The sequence below is a fragment of the Sphingomonas sp. IBVSS2 genome (genome assembly GCF_002127225.1).
Lineage (GTDB): Bacteria > Pseudomonadota > Alphaproteobacteria > Sphingomonadales > Sphingomonadaceae > Sphingomonas.
The window spans coordinates 1-15,691 of record NZ_NFUR01000003.1; the positions used below are offsets into that span (position 1 = coordinate 1).

13 protein-coding genes are annotated in these 15,691 nt (G+C 63.6%); 8 read left to right on the plus strand and 5 right to left on the minus strand.

The window, feature by feature from the left end:
- From CAP40_RS10165 to hutC, 6 genes are all read left to right on the plus strand, one after another.
- Positions 1–4,426 (plus strand): LysM peptidoglycan-binding domain-containing protein (locus CAP40_RS10165; RefSeq protein ID WP_144034315.1); only part of this gene is annotated, 4,426 nt, incomplete at its 5' end.
- Complete coding sequence (locus CAP40_RS20165; protein ID WP_144034316.1) at positions 4,426–4,968, plus strand: hypothetical protein; 543 nt, start codon at positions 4,426–4,428, stop codon at positions 4,966–4,968. The genes CAP40_RS10165 and CAP40_RS20165, both read left to right, overlap by 1 nt.
- Before the next feature lie 117 nt (positions 4,969–5,085).
- On the plus strand, positions 5,086–5,478 hold the full coding sequence (locus CAP40_RS20910; protein ID WP_373384945.1) for a DUF3990 domain-containing protein: 393 nt from the start codon (positions 5,086–5,088) through the stop codon (positions 5,476–5,478).
- Positions 5,478–5,768 (plus strand): hypothetical protein, encoded by a 291-nt coding sequence (locus CAP40_RS10180; protein WP_144034317.1) that lies wholly within the window; start codon positions 5,478–5,480, stop codon positions 5,766–5,768. Before CAP40_RS20910 ends, CAP40_RS10180 begins: the two co-directional genes overlap by 1 nt.
- A 1-nt stretch (position 5,769) precedes the next feature.
- The gene (locus tag CAP40_RS20170; RefSeq protein WP_144034318.1) at positions 5,770–6,297 is read left to right on the plus strand and encodes a hypothetical protein; all 528 of its coding nucleotides are present in this window, start codon (positions 5,770–5,772) and stop codon (positions 6,295–6,297) included.
- Positions 6,298–6,505: 208 nt separating this feature from the next.
- The gene (gene hutC / locus CAP40_RS10185) at positions 6,506–7,315 is read left to right on the plus strand and encodes a histidine utilization repressor (protein WP_256924134.1); all 810 of its coding nucleotides are present in this window, start codon (positions 6,506–6,508) and stop codon (positions 7,313–7,315) included.
- 6 nt (positions 7,316–7,321) lie between these two features.
- On the opposite strand, the gene CAP40_RS10190 is transcribed toward hutC, so the two are convergent.
- From CAP40_RS10190 to CAP40_RS10200, 3 genes are read right to left on the minus strand one after another with little or no spacing between them, the layout of a single operon-like run.
- Positions 7,322–8,041 (minus strand): PepSY domain-containing protein, encoded by a 720-nt coding sequence (locus CAP40_RS10190; protein WP_086130044.1) that lies wholly within the window; start codon positions 8,039–8,041, stop codon positions 7,322–7,324.
- A complete protein-coding gene (locus tag CAP40_RS10195; RefSeq protein ID WP_086129435.1) occupies positions 8,038–8,748 on the minus strand; it encodes a PepSY domain-containing protein in 711 nt (236 codons plus the stop codon). The genes CAP40_RS10190 and CAP40_RS10195 overlap by 4 nt, the downstream gene beginning before the upstream one ends.
- A gap of 4 nt (positions 8,749–8,752) precedes the next feature.
- Positions 8,753–11,458 (minus strand): TonB-dependent receptor domain-containing protein, encoded by a 2,706-nt coding sequence (locus CAP40_RS10200; RefSeq protein WP_086129436.1) that lies wholly within the window; start codon positions 11,456–11,458, stop codon positions 8,753–8,755.
- A gap of 252 nt (positions 11,459–11,710) precedes the next feature.
- Here CAP40_RS10200 and CAP40_RS10205 point away from each other — a divergent pair, with 252 nt between their 5' ends.
- Together CAP40_RS10205 and CAP40_RS20455 are read left to right on the plus strand one after the other, a co-directional pair.
- Positions 11,711–12,745, plus strand: coding sequence for a hypothetical protein (locus CAP40_RS10205; protein WP_086129437.1), 1,035 nt, complete (start codon positions 11,711–11,713; stop codon positions 12,743–12,745).
- Between the two features lie 135 nt (positions 12,746–12,880).
- Positions 12,881–13,045, plus strand: a complete 165-nt coding sequence (locus tag CAP40_RS20455) for a hypothetical protein (protein ID WP_179188076.1) — start codon at positions 12,881–12,883, stop codon at positions 13,043–13,045.
- A 176-nt stretch (positions 13,046–13,221) separates the two neighbouring features.
- Here the strand turns inward: CAP40_RS20455 and CAP40_RS20915 are convergent, their stop codons facing one another.
- Together CAP40_RS20915 and CAP40_RS10220 are read right to left on the minus strand one after the other, a co-directional pair.
- Positions 13,222–13,416 (minus strand): superinfection immunity protein, encoded by a 195-nt coding sequence (locus tag CAP40_RS20915; protein ID WP_218822138.1) that lies wholly within the window; start codon positions 13,414–13,416, stop codon positions 13,222–13,224.
- A gap of 252 nt (positions 13,417–13,668) precedes the next feature.
- On the minus strand, positions 13,669–15,393 hold the full coding sequence (locus CAP40_RS10220; RefSeq protein ID WP_144034319.1) for a hypothetical protein: 1,725 nt from the start codon (positions 15,391–15,393) through the stop codon (positions 13,669–13,671).
- Positions 15,394–15,691 lie beyond the last annotated feature (298 nt).

Sequence of the window (15,691 nt, forward strand, 5' to 3'; positions counted from 1 at the left end):
CCAGCGGCCGGGCGTCTCGGCGACGATGGAGAATGGCGAGATCCGGTCCAATGTCCGCCCGACGGAGCGGATGTTCTACGACATATCGGGCCGGCTGATCGGGACGCAGGACGCCAACAGCGTGGAGACGGGCTCGGGGGTGAAGACCACGCGCCAGCTGCTGGCGGGCACCGGCTATGGCGATAGCGAAGCGCTGGTGCTGCGCGAATGGCATCCGGACGGCGGCATCGTCAACAACAGCTATGACGTGTTCGGCGACCGCACGGGCGCATGGGACGAGCTCAGCCGCTATACCGCCATGGCCTATGACAAGCTCGGCCGCCTCACCCAGGTGACGCGGCCGGGGACCTGGGCCGGCCAGCTCGTCGAAGAATATGCCTATGACGTGCTGGGCCAGCGCATCGGCCGCTGGAACAACATGACCGGCTATACCTATGCCGATCGCGAACGGACGCAATATGACGCGCTCGGCCGCATCACCCTGCAGGTCGCGTTCGGCAACGAATACACCACGACCAGCTATGCGTGGCAGGATGGTGCGCAGGGCGGTCCCACCGGCTGGCTGGCGACCACCACCTATTCCAATGGGCGCGATACCCGGCAGCGCACCGATCTGTTCGGGCGGGCGGTCTGGGCGCGCGACCTGGGCGCGCACGAGACGTCGATCAGCTATGATCGCGCCGGGCGGATGACGCAGCGCGTGTCGGGCAGCGAAGTCGCGACCTATAGCTGGCTCAACAACGGCAAGATCGGCGAGGTGGCGATCGGTGTCGACCGCTCCGCCGCACAGGCGAACTTCAAGCTGGATCGCACCGGCTACGCCTATGATCTCCTCGGCAACCAGACCCAGGAGGTCCTCACGCGCAGCTGGGGCGAATGGGTCGACGAGGGCTTCTGGGTCGACGACGATCGATATTCCTACTGGGTGCCCTCCTGGCAGTACCAGACCGGGGTAGCGACAATCTCGAGCCAGTCGGCCAGCTATGACGCGCTCGGCCGGCTGACCTATTGGTCGGCGCTGGCCACCGCGAAGATGCCGGCGGCCTCGACCAGCTATGCCTATGACGCGAATTCCAACATCCGGCGCAGTGTCGCGAGTTTCCAGACGCTCGACCAATATGGCGCGCCGGGCGCGGCCGGGACGCAGGATTATTGGTATCGCTACGACGCGATGAACCGCGTGGTGACGGCGAAGGGCATCCAGTCCGGCGGCACGATCGTGCGCGGCGGCCAGGGCGTCGACATCTATTACGATGCCGCCGGCCAGCGGACCCAGACGGTGACCCAGATCACCTCGGCGATCACCGTCCAGTACGAGGTCTATGACCCGGGCATGCATGGCGGCTGGGGCGGCTACCAGACGATCCAGCAGAATGTCGAGTTCGAAGCGGAGAGCCGGGAGAGCTATAGCTATTGGGGCGACGGCACGCTCTACAATGTGTTCGTCGCGGCGAGCGGCGCCAGCGACAATGGCGACGGCACGATCACCGTCACCGCGCCGGGGGCGGCATCGCGCCGGGCGACCTATTGGTACGATCTCCAGGGGCGGCTGACCCGGCAGATCGACTGGGGCAGCGATCCGGATTATGATCCGAATGCGCTGAACACGGCGATCTACGACCGGTTGGTGCAATACAACACCAAGGGCCAGGTGACGTTCGAGGAGGTGCACCAGCGCCAGGGCGGCATCGCGCAGACCACCCAGACCACGAACACCTATTATGACGGTGCCTCGAACTATTATCTGGGCGCGGTGGTCAGCAGCCAGACCAATGTCTGGCGCACCAACGTTGCCTTCTCGACCACGTCGGTGACCAACAATTACGGCTGGTATGACGGCGCCACGCTGCTGAGCTCGACGGTGGCCGGCACGACCACCGGCACCACGACCTATAATTACAACGGCTTCGGCCAGCTCGTCAGCGCGGGGATCGCGGACGGCCGGCCGCGCACGATCACCTACACCAATGACACGAGCGGCCAGGTCATCCGCCGCGAGGAAACGGGCATCGGCCCGCAAGAGGTCTGGTATCGTTTCGGCGGCAAACAGATGGGCTATGTCGGCAACAACGGCACGCTCGATACCGACTATCAGGCTTCGGTGGCGAGCCGGCAGCTCACCACCGGCACCGGCGGGTTCCGGGGCGGCTCCAGCTATGCGCAGCCCCATGCGGATTTCGACCAGTTCTACAATCCGATCACCAGCTACAAGCAGGGCGGGGCGGGCGGCAGCTACACGGTGCAGGGCGGGGAGACGCTGGCCTCGATCGCCGCGGCGCTATGGGGCGATTCGAGCCTGTGGTTCCGCATTGCCGAGGCGAACGGCCTGTCTTCGGGTTCGGCGCTGGTCGCCGGCCAGCGGCTGACGATCCCCACCGGCGTGGCGCGCTCGACGTACAACGCGTCGACTTTCCAGCCCTACGACCCCGCCGCCACCCTGGGCGACACCAGCCCCACCACCCCGACCCCGCAGGCACAGCCCAGGGCCAAGCAGGGCTGCGGGGTGCTGGGGGCGATCCTCATCGCCGTGGTGGCGGTGGCGATCACATTGCTGATCAAGGCGCCGGTTTCTAACTTCTTCAATGGGTTGTTCGGTGTGACCGCCAGCACGGCGGCTGGTGCAACGAGCGCAATCGCAGCAGGCATTGCTACGGGTGCGACGGTGGGCGCCGCAGCGAGCGCCGGGAGCCAAATTTTCGGGCTGGCGACCGGCATCCAGGACAAGTTCAGCTGGAAGAGCGTGGCGCTGGCGGGGATATCCGGCGGCGTCGGCGGGGCTGCCGGCGCGAAGGGCTTCATCAATATCGGCGACAAGCTCGGAAGCGCCGCGATCAACGGCGTGCTCTCCGAGACGCTGAGCCAAGGCATCGCCCTGGCGACGGGGCTGCAATCGAAGTTCGACTTCGCGGGCATCGCCGCGGCGGGCATGGGCGCCGTGGCGGGCGCGCAGTTCGGGGGCGCCGGGCTGGGCCGTGAGATCCGCGGCATCGGCGCCGACGCGCTGGCCAGCGCCGCCACCCGCTCCGTCCTAACCGGCACCAGCTTTGGCGATAACATTCTCGCCACGCTGCCCGGCGTCATCGCGCGCGTGATCGGTGCCGTCGCGGCGGATGTCGTCCAGCGTAGCTCGTATCAGGCTGTGGAAAATAGTGTGACTGCAGTGATGGCGGCTGCCACAGGTGTCTTGTCCGCTGGCGCAGCCTTAGGCGACATCGCGGCAGGCGCGATGGAGGGCCTCACCGCGCCGAGCGGCAGCTACCTGCGTGATGGAGCGGGCAACATCACTTCCCTTCACGGCGTAGCCCATACCTCGGCAGATGGCAGCTATAGCGGCTATATCGACGTCCCCGTCGTATCCCAAGGACACGCATTCCTTAATACTGTGATTGATCAATATCAGCGGGCTCGTGGCGGAAGCTATCTTCCTGGCGGCTATAATATTGATTTCTATGGGGCCTCGGGCGAAAATCTGCGCTTTGGCTGGGCGGGCGATGGAAAGGGCGCGGTAAGTTACTCGGCGACACTTGATGGTGCTGAGTACAAGGTAGGTCCGGATTTCGCGGGAGAATTGGGCGATAGTGGAATATTCATCCGCTTCGGCCGAAATATCCCGCATGTCTATGCAGCCGCGGCGAGCGCTCCTCTGCCGGATCGGACCTTCGTTGGCGGATTTGTCGGACAGATTCGCGATGACTACGGAGCCCTGTTCAGCCGTGAGGGACTAAGGATCATCGCGAATGGCATGATCGACTGGGGTCGTGACATCCTTATCGGAAATACGTCCCTTGGAATGCTGACCGGCGGGCAGACGGACGCGATGGCCCGAAACGGTCAAAGGGTCATCGCCATGGCGAAGGGGATAGTGAGGGCGCCGGTCCTAGGCACGGCTTATGTCATCGACGCCGGCCTCACTGGCAACAAGGCTTCGCTCGGGCGTGGGACTGCGCTCTTTGCCGAAACCGCGGGTGAGATTCTACTGACAAAGGGTGCCGGCAGGGTCTTGCGTGGCGTTCGCGTGGGTGCTGCCGCAGAGACGGCAACAGGTGCTTTTAATCCTGCCACCAGGCTCGAAGGCGGATTGGGAATTTTCGCGGAGCGTGAGCTAACCGTGACACCCAAGGGGTTGGACCTTGTGCGGGGTCACCTCGCGCAATTCGGCGATGTTCCGGTGAATACGGCGATGTTGGAGAGGCTGGAAGGCGCGATGGCGTCCGGGCAGCGAGTGACCGGCGCGGACGCCATATTCTATACTCATGAAGCGGCCGAGGCGACGATGATGGGACGGGGTTTATCGTATGATGTTGCCCATGCGGCGGCATTGGAAAAATATGGTGTCTCGCCCTACAGCGTGTATCATCAGGACGTAATTCGAGCGATGCCGGACCACTTCAACTCGAACTGGTCTAAATTCTGGGGGATCAAGTGATGCCGCGCCTTGAGTTCAGTAATAACCTTGGCAGGCGGGCCAGGGTCTGGCTTGACGATCTACCTGGTGACGCACTTCTATCTAATGAAGCGATGCGCGAGGCGCATGTATTCGAGGGAGGTCCCGCCATTGCTCGACGGCGGCGCGTTGCGATCGAAGTTTTTCGGCCTTTCGGACCTTCATTCCATTATGGCCTGCTGGGCGGGGAGTATCAGGCGACAGATGGACACGAATTAGAGGTCGTCGTTCCGATCGACACTCCCTTCGCGGAGCGCCTGTATGGAGATGCTCTTGCCGGTTCATTGGATGTGGTGACGATCGGCGGTCTGCCGGAATATACTGGCGCGATCTGCGCCGGCGTGGAGCAGGTGAACATCGGCGCGCGGCCAAGTGGCGTTCTTAATATTACTTGCATGGCGCATGGTGAGATCGGCTCGGCGCCGATTATGTTTAGCTCGCTTGCTCGCGCGCTGATTGTAGCGCTGTGCCGCTCGGATCAGCCTTCCTCGCTGGATGAAGCGATGGCGCTCTTAGCTGCTTGATCGGTAGATAAACCCTTCGCGGGGCGCGCTGTTGCCGCAGAAAGGGGGGGATACACTACGTTCTTCCACGGGACGACTTCTGAGAACGCGGCGCTGATACGATCCAACGGTATCGATCTGTCGGCAGGCCGAACGGGTACGGATTTCGGACAGGGTTTCTACATGACAACGTCGCGAAACGAGGCGTTGTTGTCGGGCGGTCAGGCTGCCGGCGGTAGGTCCCTGGAGGTCGTCGAATTCCGAGTGCCAAACGCCGAGCTGGGGAAACTGGATAGCATCCATTTCGGCTCTGCTGGGCCGGAGTGGGGGGATTTTGTCGCGTTCAATCGTAAGCTCGACGTTCCCTATTTGCCGCCATCGGAATGGATGCCTAATCCGGATATGGTGACCGGTCCGCTTTTCCGACGTATGGGAAGCAGCGGTCCGGTTGCGTGGCCAAACAGGGTCCCTCAGACCAGCATACATAGCCCTAACGCGGTGACTATTTTTGATAGGTACATGGTGCGATAATGATGACACCCCCGCTCAGTGATGATGAATATGTCAACCGACTCTATGATGATATTAGAGAGGAGTTGGTCGGTATATTTTCTCATTCTCCGGCCCGCGCATCCGAAATTCTTGCGAGTTTTTACACAAAGCATCCGGAATGCGATGAAGATTTTTATTTTCATCAAGGGCCATTTAATATGGCGCTCCGCGTTCACTACGAACAAGTTCTAGGCGGTGAAGCGTCTAGTGCGGACTTTGTGGCATGGCGCAAGAATTACGACTCCATATGGAATGAGAGAATGAAATAATATGGCTGTTTTGATCGAAGGAATCTCCATCGTGGTTCGCTGTAAAGCGATACTCGAATCGTATCGAGGTGGTCAGTCTGCCTTCGTGCGGGACGTTCCTAATGGCACGTTGTGCGCCGATGGCGAGCTGGCAGCCGTGTCGTTCATGACGCCCGCTGATGCCAAGGAATATGTTGGCTCACTTGAGAAAAATGGCCTTCGACATAATTATGAAGATAGGTCAGTTGATATCGTCGTTATTGATCAGAACTCTGGTGCCTTGGGGCAATGTAGCTGGGTCAGTGTGGGCGCGGCCGAATGGAATAATCAGGCGGGGCAAACGGTAACCGTCTGCCAGCTTGTTCCATCCGTCATTGATCAGATCGTTGCTCCGGCCGGATGGGTTTATGAAAGATCGCTCACGGCGCAGGGGCGCTATGTACCTGGAAATAACGTTCCGGAATCGCTCAAGTTCGTGGGCACCGAGGACGGGATGGACGTCTTTGTCGATGATGATACGGCAGAGCGATTTTATGTGAGACGATCGTGAAAGCCAGATAAAGGCAGCGCCTCGTAGGCGCCGTAGAGAGTGCTGCCACGAAAATCGTGTCTTCTGGTTTGCCAGGGCGATTCTCCACGGCGGAGTTCGGTGAAGCGAATGCTGGCAATAGCTTCGCCACAAAGGCATACGGCAGACTCCAGGATGCGCCGATGCCCGGGCCATCCAGCGCGAGAAGCCACCATTTCGGGAAGGCGCCATGGCAGCCCCGCTGCAGGCGCTATATACAGCTTCGATGGATCACGCCCAAGCACTCCCCCGGGATTCCCATGAAATCGAGGAAGCCCCGGCAAGCGATGGGCCGGAGCCCCGTTACCGCGAAATCAAGCGGTCGATCATGGGATTGGTCCGCTCCGGCAAGCTGAAACCGGGCGACCGGGTGGCCTCCGAAGCAGAGATCGTCGAGCAGTTCGGCGTGTCGCGGATGACGGCGAACCGTGCGCTGCGCGAACTGACCGGCGCGGGGTTCCTGACGCGCCGCGCCGGTGCGGGCACCTTCGTTGCCGATCCCAAGCCGATCGGCCACATGATCGAGATTCGCAACATCGCCGATGAGGTGCGTGCACGCGGGCATAGCTACAGGGCGCGCGTGCTGCGTAACGAGTCGATCAAGGCCGATGCCGAGCATGCGGCGCTGCTCGACGTTCGGGTAGGAACGCGGCTGTTCCACAGCCTGATCGTCCATCACGAGGCCGATTTCCCGCTGCAGCTCGAGGATCGGCTGGTGCTGGCGTCCGTGGTGCCTGGCTATGGCGATATGGATTTCCGCCTGCAGACACCCAACGAATATCTGACCCGAGTCGCGCCGATCGCCCGGGTGGAGCATCGGGTGACCGCCGAGATGCCCGATCCCCGGGTGCGTGCGCTGCTCGGAATGCAGGCGGATGATCCCGTGCTCGTGATGCACCGCCGGACCTGGAGCGGGACGCGGCTGGTTTCGCATGCGATGCTCACGCATCCGGCGAGCCGCTACGCGCTGACCGCCACCTTCGAGGTCAAGCTCGACTGAACGGGGTCAGCGCGCGGCGGGCTTGCGGCGGCGCAGCCAGCGGAAGTCGGATTTCCGGAAGCTCTTGAACAGCAGATAGAAGCCGGTGCCCGACAGCCAGAGCACGCCGAAGGCGGCGAGAATGATCAGCGGGTGATTGAAGCTGGTCCGGCTGACATAGTCCATGTTGTGGAGCATCCAGAAGAAGTCCCAGGTGCGCCAGGTGTCGCCACGCGTGACGAGGTGCCGGCCGGTCGTCGCCGAGACATAGACGCTGGAATGCTCCGCGTCGCCAAGGTCGACACGCCACATCGGCGCGGCATGCTCGCGCGCTTCCAGATTCGGCCGGTGGAGCAGCGTGGTGCGCAGGACCGGCGCGGTGGCGCCGTTGCTCGCGATCGCTGCGGCACGGGGGGCGTCGATATGCACCGGCGCACCCGACCAGGCATCGACGAGCTGGACGCCCGAGCCCGTGGTCAGCTCGTAGACGGGCGTACCGGCCAGGTCGCGCAGTGCCATGCCGCTGACCGCTTGCGCCCCGGCGATTCGAGTGGGGGCGATCAGCCCCCTGGTCGCGACGGGCATGACATGTGCCGCCGGGCCGTCATGGCCGCCGACGGCGTCCGCGTCGAGCAACGCCATCATCGAGCCGCTGAGCGCCCAGAGAATGAACTGGATGCCGAGCACCAGGCCGACCCATTTGTGGATACGGCGGAACAGCAATTGGGAAAGGCGCAGGCGCATCAGATCGACTTTCGCTTCTTGCGGCGGGGAAAGGCCCAGACCAGCAGCCAGGCGCCGGTCAGCGCCATGGCGAGCGCGGTCCAGGTGGCGACGCGCAGCAGCGGGTTGTTGACGTCCGTGCGGTCGCGATAGTCCATGATGTGCATCATCCAGGCGAAGTCGAAGACTCGCCACAACAGGTGCCGCCGGGCGAGCAGTTCGCCGGTCTGGGGCGCGATATAGAGGGTAGGGCGGTTCCAGCCGGCGAACTCGACCTGCCAATAGGGCGGAGCGCGCTTGCCCATTTCCTGGACCGGCACCGTGAGGCGCGTCGCGCGGACGATCTCCGCATCGCCGGCGAAGCGTGCCTTCGCGGCGGCGCGGACCTCGCCCTCGCTCAGTTCGCCCAGGCGCGTGCCGGACCGCGCGTCGAACACCGCCACACCCGCTGTGCCCTGCACCCGCCAGGCCGGGCGGCCGAGGCGGGAGATCAGCCGCACCTCGCTTGCTCCGGGTACCGCGGCGGCGGCTGCTCCCGGTGGGGACAGCCCGGCAAGCGCGACGGCGGGCGCCGGCGCGGGGCGGACGAGATGATCGCCATGGATGGTGTCGATATGGACGACCACCATGTAGAAGCCCGTTACCGTCCAGAAGACGACCTGGACCCCGATCAGCAGCGCCAGCCATTTATGTGTCCGCCGCACCAGTTGCGGCCATCGGATCGCGCGCATCGCTTCAGAACGCCGTGCGGAAGCCGACATAGAAACGGCGCCCGAGCAGGTCGTACGTCATCGTGTCGGTGTTTCCGTCGGTGAAGCTGGCGATATAGGGCGCCCTGGTGTCGAACAGATTGTCGACGCCCAGCTGGAAGCGGGTCTTCGCGTCGATTTCGAAGGCGAGCTGGGCATTGTGGTAGAAGATGTCCGGCGTGCGATAGCCGATCGCGGTCGGCGCCGCGTTGAAGTCCTGCGCCTTGCCGATCCACTGCGTCGACCAGGTGAGGGCCACGCCGTCCTGCCGGGCGGTTGCCACGCCATAGCCGCGCCATTTCGGATAGCCGCCATTGCCGCCGCCGATACGGCCGTCGAAGACGATCGGCGCGCCGCCCGGGAAGGGCTCGACGACATAGCGGTTCAGATAGGTGGCGTTGAGATCGACCTGCAGCTCGAGCCGGTTGAGCTTGCGCGCATAGACGAGCCCGAGATCCAGCCCGCTCATCCGCTCGCGGCCGGTGTTGATCGGCTGGGCGGAGAGATAGGTGACTTCGCCGGTCAGCGCGCTGCGGGTGAAGTCGCGGCAAAAGGGATGCGACAAATTGGCGCTGGCATAACAGACCGCGAGCTTGGTCGAGCCGGGAATGGCGCGGATCGCGCCGGCGATGTCGATGTCGAACCAGTCGGCGGTGAGCGACAGCCCGGGCACGATCCCCTTGGGCTGGAGCACGGTGCCGATGGTCCAGCTCTTCGAGGTCTCGGGCTTGAGGTTCTGGTTGCCGCCGACCGTGGTCAGGATGGTGGTGCCGAGCTGGACATAGCCGGCCGGCACGCCCGAGGCGCGGCAATTGGCGACCAGGGTCGTGTTGCTGCTGCTCGAATAGCGGCTGCACGGATCGGTGGTGGTGAGATTGCCTTCGGAGACGCCGCCGAACAGTTCGGGGACGTTGGGGACGCGGAAGCCGGTGCCATAGGTGCCGCGCAGGCGCACGCCGTCGATGATCATCCAGTCGGCGCTGAGCTTGTAGTTCCAGTCGTCGCCGAACAGGTCGTAGCTCGAATAGCGGACGGCGCCGTCAAGGGTCAGCGCGCGGAACAAGGGTATGTTGGCGAGGACGGGGACCGACAGCTCGAGATAGGCTTCCTTGGCGCGGACCCGGCCCGAGATGGGCGATTGCTGGTTGGTGTTGGCGACGCCGGCGACGGTGAGCGGATCGGGATTTCGCCAGCCCTTCTCCTCGCGATAGGAAACGCCCGTCGCGAAGGAGACCGCGCCCGCCGGCAGGCGGAACAGCGAACCGTTGAGGTCGCCGGTCAGCGACAGGAGCGAGTTGCCGCCGGTGTCGCGCGAGGTGAACAGGATATAGTCGAGCACCTTCGGCGTCAGGTCGCCAAAGCCGAGATAGTCGGCGCAGGGAATGGCGGCGCCGGCTGCGAAGCTGCATTTGGCAGTGTCGAGCGAGTTGCGGACATGGTCGAGATTGGCGACGTTGGTCGAACCCTCGACACCGGTGTTGCGGCCATAGGCGCCGGAAATTTCCCAGGCCCAGTCGTTGGCGAGCTTGCCGCGCAGGCCCAGCGTGCCCTGCCAGGTATCGGTCCGCTGATAGAATTCGCGGGGCCCGGGCTCGGCGAGGCGCCGCTGGATCAGCACGAGGTTCTGGCCGGTCGGGTTCGTCGGATTGGTCGCCGCGATGTTGAGGTTGCGCAGCGTCCCCGGCGTCGCGATCTGGTTCGACCTGCGGTGCGTGTAGAGGAACTCGCCGAACAGCTCGATTCGGTCGGTCAGGTCGTAATCGCCGAATATCGCGGTCGAGATGCGCTCGATCGGGCTCACCGCATAGAGGAACGGGTTCGAATTGAAATTGTGCTTCGCGGCGCTGTAGGGCTCGTAGAAATTGCCGTTGCCGCCGAGCACCTGGTTGAAGTTGATCTGCTGGCCGTTCGGCAGCGCGGCGCGGCCGCCGATGGTCGAGGCGCTGTTGACGCAGCTGAGCGACCCTGGCGTGGTTTCCGCCAGGGAGCAGGGCGCACGGGTCGCCATGTTGACCGGTTCGGTCTTCTGATAGGTTGCGGCAAGCAGGATGCCGCCGCGGCTGCCGCGCTTCCCGGCGAGCAGGTCGACCGTATAGTCGCCGCCATCGCCGCGCCCGGTGACGCCGCTGCGGCCACTGATGCCGATTCCATTGAAATCCGTGCGGGTCACCAGATTGACGACGCCCGCCATCGCGTCGGCGCCGTAGATCGCCGAGGCGCCGTCCTTGAGCACATCGGCACGGGCCAGGGCGACGGTGGGGATCATGTTGAGATCGGGCGAGGAGTTCGCGCCGGTCCCACCGGCGACGAGGCGGCGATTGTTGAGCAGCACCAGCGTGCGCTTGATGCCGAGGCCGCGCAGGTTGACCTGTGCGGTACCATAGCCGTTGCCGGTCCAATAGGCCGAGGTCTGGTTGCCGGCGAAGCCCGCATTGGCAGGCAGGCGCTGGAGCAGGGTCTCGACATTGACGATGCCGGTACTCTCGATCTGCTCGGCGGAGACCACCGTGGCCGGCCCCACGCCGGCAATATCCTGTCGGCGGATGCGACTGCCGGTCACCAGGATTTCGTTTCCATTCTCATCCTGCGCACCGGCCTGGCCGGCAGGTGGCGGCGTATCCGCCGTCTGTCCGCGCGCGGGTGCGGTGGTGGAAAGGAAAGTGGCGGCGAGAAGTACGGTCGAGAGTTTCATCGCGTCCCCCGGCAATTTTGGCCCTGGGGAGGAAACAAGCATTATTTGTATATACAGGTCAACAAATTTTATGAAATAATTTCAATATATTACGGCGAGATATGAAGGATATAACCCCATCCCAATACGCAGCCCAGGCTCTTACCCCTCACGAAAAATACGAAGCCTGGACCGGCCGGAAATATCCTGGTTCCGCGGTGATCGCCGCTGCAGGGGGTCGCCAACCCCGTTTCGCTTATCCTGTCAGCGGCGATGCTGCTGGAGTGGCGCGGGCGCCGTTGCTGGAACGCGCGCCTGGCCGCTGCCGGCAAGGCGATTTCCGCCGCGACCGACCGGGTGTTGGCCGACTCCGCTGCACGCAGCGCCATCACGTTGTTCGCGACCTCCGCGCACCGTGTCACACCGGAGATTTACCGGGGATATTTGCTGCTCCTGGCCTATGCCGCCGATGGACATCGCGGAATGCGCGTTGCCGTCACGAGCCTCGACGAGAATAGCTTGCTCGGCAGCCTGGAAACACCGGAGGCGGCTCCCCTGGCGTCGCGCATCCTAGAAAGCGCAAGGGCGCTCGCCGACGGCCGCGCCGATCCTCGGAGGGTCGCAAGGGCCGATACGAGCGTGCGCGACGGCCTCTGTCGGCGCGTGGCGGCCGCAAGACAGATGCCGCCGCCGCTCATCGCTCGGCGGATGGCGCTTGCTCCGTCGGCGAGACTGGAGGACGAGTTGGCGAGGATGCAATGCAGCGGGAGCCAGTCGCCCGGCGATGCGGAGCAGGTCGCCAAAGCCGGCGCGACGCATTTCCTGAACTATGCGTTGTTGCGTGGCGGCCTGTCCGCGGCGTCGCCCACGAGCCCGTCTCCGCCATATGTCGTCCGCACCGTTCGCCTGTGCCCATCGGCGGACGCTGGCATGGCGGCCGCGGCGATCGGGCCCGCCGCGCTGATCGTGCAGCGGCAACTTGGATATGCGTTGCGCTTCAACTACGGGAGCGTCAGGCGGCTGACGGTCGCTCCGCAGCCTGAGGCCGGCAGGGCGTGCCTTGGGCTGACCCTCGAAGGAGAGACTCTGGCGCCAGCTCTCACCGATGCCGCAGTGGAGCAATGGGTTCGCGAGACCGGGAGGAAGGATTTCAGCACGCAGTTTTGCTTCGACGTGCGGAGCGGTGCCGGCGGCGATCGCCCGACGCAATTGGAGAGTTTCGCTCAAATGAGGTTGTCCGAGTGCATTGACGCGATCAAGCGGATGAATCCGGAGCGCATGCTCGCTGCCATGAAGCTGGAGAAATAGCAGGTGTTCCGCCGCCCTCGCTGCCCGAACTGTCGCCGCCCGCTTTCGCTCCTGGAGAGCTACCGGGCGCGCGTATCCCGATTTCCCTGCCCCGGCTGCGGAGCCTCGATAAAGATCCCCGCTGCAAGGCAGTTCGTGCTCGCCGTACCGCTTTTCCTGGTCTTTCGAACGATCTCGAATGCCGATTGGGATCTGTTCGCCAGGGTGGGCGTCATCCTTGCCCTGGCGGCGCTCGTCATCGTCATCGAATATCTTACGGTTTCGATGATCACCTATCGACGCGGAGACCTGGGATCGTGATCAGCTCCCTCGGGCAGGGGCCTCGACATGATCGCGAGAAGGTGCACCGGCCGTTGCAGGGGAAGGAAGCTTAGTCGCGCCCGTGCCTCATGCAGCCGATATAATGCCTGGGAAGTGCATCAGGAGGGGCCGCCGTTCGTCAAAGGGTGGCTGATCCAGTGCGGGGAGTCGAGGATTCAGCATCTCGTCAAGCTCCATGCCAGAGCCGTCACCCAGCCCAGGCCGGTCCAGCCGCCCAGGCCGTTGAGTATGCTGATTGGCAATAGCTGCGGGTGCTTTCTGCGGACGGCAATGAGCGTTGGCATGATGTATATCGTCACGACAGCCGCCAGCATTGCGATCCCGCCGGAAATTTCTAACGCCCTGCTCATGCATGAATCCTGATATACATATCCACTTCTCTATTGTGAGCGCTCATCGATCCATTTTTTGAGAATCTCATCGGCCATGGGGTGGAGCAGCGCCAACTTGTGCGTCGCCTTTATGATCCGGCGCTGGCTATTCGGTCGTAGCGGCAGCGGAATGTCATCGGGGATGGACGACCTGTCCCAGCTCCCGAAAATGAACAGAGCCGGTCTTCTGGAATTCCGCGGCTCGGCCAGGGTCGCGATTGCTCGATTGAACTAGTTCCGGTTGGCATCGGTCACGCCGATAGTCGCCGCCTCCCATTGGCGCTGATAGGCAATGTTCACGGTGTCGAAGGGCGAATCATTGCCCACCCATTGTTCGGGTGGCCGCGATCGCAGATATGGAACGCCGGCCAGGAAGCCGCCGCGTCGCGCTCCGACTACAGCCTCGAGCGCCATTGCCGGCAAGGCTCCGAAGCTTTCGCCATGGACGATCAGGGGGCGACCGGGGAAGGCTCGATCAAGATAGCGGCGGAGCGCAGCGGCGTCGCGCGCAAAGGCGTGGACACCGTCGCGGTGTAGCCGTGTCGCGGTATCGACGCCGGATCCGGCGGAGCCGCTATAGTTGGGAAGGATAACGGACCAGCCGTGCGTCAGATAGCTCCGGGTGGCGGAGAGGCGGATCGCGTCCGTGGCGATGTTCGATGGGCCGCCCTGGAAGACGACCGCAACGCCCCGGGGCTTCGGGGGATCAATGCGCACGAACGCAAGGGGGCGATCGGCGGCGCCGATCGTTCCAACGGCAAGGCGCGTGGGGGAAGGCTGCGCGCGATCGCACCGATACTCGATCGGACGGCCGCCGATGCGGCCGGTGAGCCGAAACCTCCGGAATGCCGTGCGGAGCAGCGCGACATGGTCTCCGGCAGGATCCGCTGCGGCGGCCACGAGTTCCAGGCCCGGATCCTCCGAGCGTGCCCGAGAGACAGCGGCCGCGAGGGGAGCGAGGTCATGCCCGTTGGCCGATGTGACCCGGGTTGGAGAAAAATAGCCGAGGAGCCGATCGTCCCGAGCGCTCACCACCGGTTGCGCGAACGGGTGGGGCCGCCTTTCTCGCCATCCTTTTGGGGCTTCGGCCGCAGTCCACCCGATATCCGATAGAACCGCTGCGCCCGATTGCGTGCGGGATAGCGTGGCGCGCTTCAGGAAGGCACGCGACAAGGGGATGGAGCGCCGTCCGCGGGCACTGAACGCGCTAGCGTCGAGCGTGTCCGGATCAAAGCTGACAGCCGTGGCGGTCCCATCGGCCCCAAGGGCTGTCTTGAGTATCAGGGATCGAGGTGCATCCTGTGCGTTGGCGCTGAAATAGGCGCTGGCCAGCCGGATCGCCTCGATATCGGCGGTGCGCGAATTGGTCGTGCCGGATGCCGTCAGCGTGATTGCCGCGCCGCGCGCGAGTTCGGCGCGTCCGGCGAAGCGTGCCGTCGTGCCATCGTTCCCGAAATCAAGCGCGACCAGTGCCTTGCGGTTCTCGACGACGAACAGCGTCGCATCGCGCTCACCCCAGGAGACGGGGCGAGCGCCATCGAAACCTTCGCCCGAGAAAAAGCAGCGGTCCGCCAGGCCATGGTCGCGCACGCACCTGGTGTCCAGCGTGAGAAAGCTCCGTGATCTGGGCACGAGCGAGTAGGGCAGAAGCTCGCTATCGGTAAAAACCAGAAAGCGGCCGGTCGGGGAGAATGCTACCGCATCCCTACCACATAACTGCTCGACTCCCCCTGAATAGGTGCCGATGGTTGTGGCGCTCAACTTCATGAAGGGGGCAGCATCCACACGGGTTTGCGAACCGGCGTGGTCACCGACAAATGTCCCGCCGAACATGCAGCCGATGGCAATGGCTCGGAAGAGCCTGGCTCGTAAGTACATCGGATAGGACCGCTGTTCGTCAAGGGGTGGCTGATACAGTGCAGGGAGCGGAGGATTCAGAATCTCGTTAAGCTTCATGCCGGGGCTGCAACTCAGTCCAGGCCGGTCCAGCCGCTCAGACCGTTGAGTATGCTGATGGGCAATGCTCACGGTGTCGAAGGGCGGTTCATTGTCCACCCATTGTTCGGGTGGCCGCGATCGCAGATATGGAAAGCTGGCCAGGAAGCCGCCGCGCCGCGCTCTGTCGACAGCCTCGAGCGCCTTTCGCCATGAACGACCAGCGAGTGACATGTTATGTGTCGGTGATCAATGTAATAGCATGTGGAGGTCATGGTGAAAAAATTAATGATCAATATATTGATGATAGTCGTAGGAG

Bases quoted from the DNA above. Each gene is read 5' to 3' on its own strand.
- CAP40_RS20165 (WP_144034316.1), top strand. From the start codon at position 4,426: ATGCCGCGCCTTGAGTTCAGTAATAACCTTGGCAGGCGGGCCAGGGTC.
- CAP40_RS10180 (WP_144034317.1), top strand. From the start codon at position 5,478: ATGATGACACCCCCGCTCAGTGATGATGAATATGTCAACCGACTCTAT.
- CAP40_RS20170 (WP_144034318.1), top strand. From the start codon at position 5,770: ATGGCTGTTTTGATCGAAGGAATCTCCATCGTGGTTCGCTGTAAAGCG.
- hutC (WP_256924134.1), top strand. From the start codon at position 6,506: ATGGCAGCCCCGCTGCAGGCGCTATATACAGCTTCGATGGATCACGCC.
- CAP40_RS10195 (WP_086129435.1), bottom strand. From the start codon at position 8,748: ATGCGCGCGATCCGATGGCCGCAACTGGTGCGGCGGACACATAAATGG.
- CAP40_RS10200 (WP_086129436.1), bottom strand. From the start codon at position 11,458: ATGAAACTCTCGACCGTACTTCTCGCCGCCACTTTCCTTTCCACCACC.
- CAP40_RS10205 (WP_086129437.1), top strand. From the start codon at position 11,711: ATGCTGCTGGAGTGGCGCGGGCGCCGTTGCTGGAACGCGCGCCTGGCC.
- CAP40_RS20915 (WP_218822138.1), bottom strand. From the start codon at position 13,416: ATGAGCAGGGCGTTAGAAATTTCCGGCGGGATCGCAATGCTGGCGGCT.
- CAP40_RS10220 (WP_144034319.1), bottom strand. From the start codon at position 15,393: ATGAAGCTTAACGAGATTCTGAATCCTCCGCTCCCTGCACTGTATCAG.